Origin of the sequence: Salipiger sp. HF18 (assembly GCF_011806505.1) — a bacterium.
Classification (GTDB): domain Bacteria; phylum Pseudomonadota; class Alphaproteobacteria; order Rhodobacterales; family Rhodobacteraceae; genus Salipiger; species Salipiger thiooxidans.
Map to the genome: position 1 here is coordinate 1 of NZ_JAATOS010000742.1, position 1,446 is coordinate 1,446.

General features: G+C 65.2%; 1 protein-coding gene and 1 pseudogene. Both read right to left on the reverse strand.

Features of this window, described 5'->3' with window-relative positions; translation table 11 throughout:
* Positions 1–417: pseudogene (locus HC022_RS26475) on the reverse strand (amino acid ABC transporter permease); the annotation flags it as partial.
* Between the two features lie 159 nt (positions 418–576).
* Positions 577–1,446, reverse strand: an 870-nt coding sequence (locus tag HC022_RS26480) for an amino acid ABC transporter substrate-binding protein (RefSeq protein WP_167454372.1), incomplete at its 5' end; no start/stop codon positions are given.

Genomic DNA, 1,446 nt, shown 5'->3' on the forward strand with positions numbered 1-1,446 from the left:
CGGCACGTTGCGGAAGCCCTCGACGTAGAAGGCCATCAGCCGCGCCACCAGCCAGTTGTTGGACAGGCGCAGCACGCCGGCGATGACGCCCAGCACGGTGGCCAGTGCGCATCCCAGCGCCGCGACGAGCAGCGTGTTGAGGATGCCGACGAGGGCGGCGCGTCCGTGGGTGCTCTGGCTGTTGTAGTCGATCAGGCGCTGGTTGATGTCATAGCCCGACGGTTGCCACAGGAAGCCGAAGTCGAAGTCCTTGCCGAGGTTCTGAAGGTTGTGGATCGCATTCGAGACGAGCCACGAAAAGAGAAGCATCAGCAGGATCATCGCCACCACCTGAATGGTCAGGGAGCGGTAGCGGGTATCGTAGATAAGCTGAGACAGCCGGAAGCCTTGCCCCGGCGGGTCCGTCATGGTCGTCATTTTGTTCTCCCCGGTGGTTTCCGTTCTTCCCGGGTCCCGGGCCGGTTGATCCGGCCTCCGCCCCTCGTCGGAAACTCGTATTGGTGTCGGGCGTCTGCTTCGCCCTCTATTTGGAAAGGGCGCGGGAGTTCATCCCCGCGCCCTCGTTTTTCGTGCCGTTCAGCGGAACGGCGGGCTGTAGAGCAGGCCGCCTTCGGTCCACTGCGCGTTCAGGCCGCGCGACAGGCCGATGGGGGTGTTCTCGCCGATGGTCTTCTCGAAGATCTCGCCGTAGTTGCCGTTGGCCATGATGGCTTTCTTGGCCCAGTCGGCCTCGAGGCCGAACATCGCGCCAAGCTCGCCTTCGGTGCCGAGCAGACGGTTGATTTCCGGGTTGTTGCCCGGAGCCGCCGAGAGCTCGCCGATGTTGGCCGAGGTCACGCCGTATTCTTCGGCGGCGACCAGTGCGTTGAGGGTCCAGCGCACGATGTCGCCCCATTCGCTGTCGCCGTGGCGGACGAGCGGGCCGAGCGGCTCTTTCGAGATGATTTCCGGCAGGATCACGTGATCGCCCGGAGCTTCGAACGACGCGCGGGTGGCAGCGAGGCCGGACGCGTCGGTGGTGTAGACGTCGCAGGCGCCGGCAAGGTACTGCTGCTGCGCCTCTGCGTTGGTCTCGATCGGCACCGGCTCGTAGCTGATGTTGTTCACGCGGAAGAAGTCCGCGAGGTTCAGCTCGGTGGTGGTGCCGGTCTGGATGCAGACGGTTGCGCCGTCGAGTTCCTTGGCCGAGCTCACACCGAGGGCCTTGGGCACCATGAAGCCCTGGCCGTCGTAGTAGTTCACGCCGATGAACTCGAACTTGAGGTCGACATCGCGCGAGAAGGTCCAGGTGGTGTTGCGGGCCAGCACGTCGATCTCGCCGGACGCCAGCGCGGTGAAGCGGGTCTGCCCGGTGGTGGGCACAAATTCGACCGCCATCGGGTCGCCGAGAACCGCTGCGGCGACCGCGCGGCAGACGGCGACGTCGAAGCCCTGCCAGACGCCGTT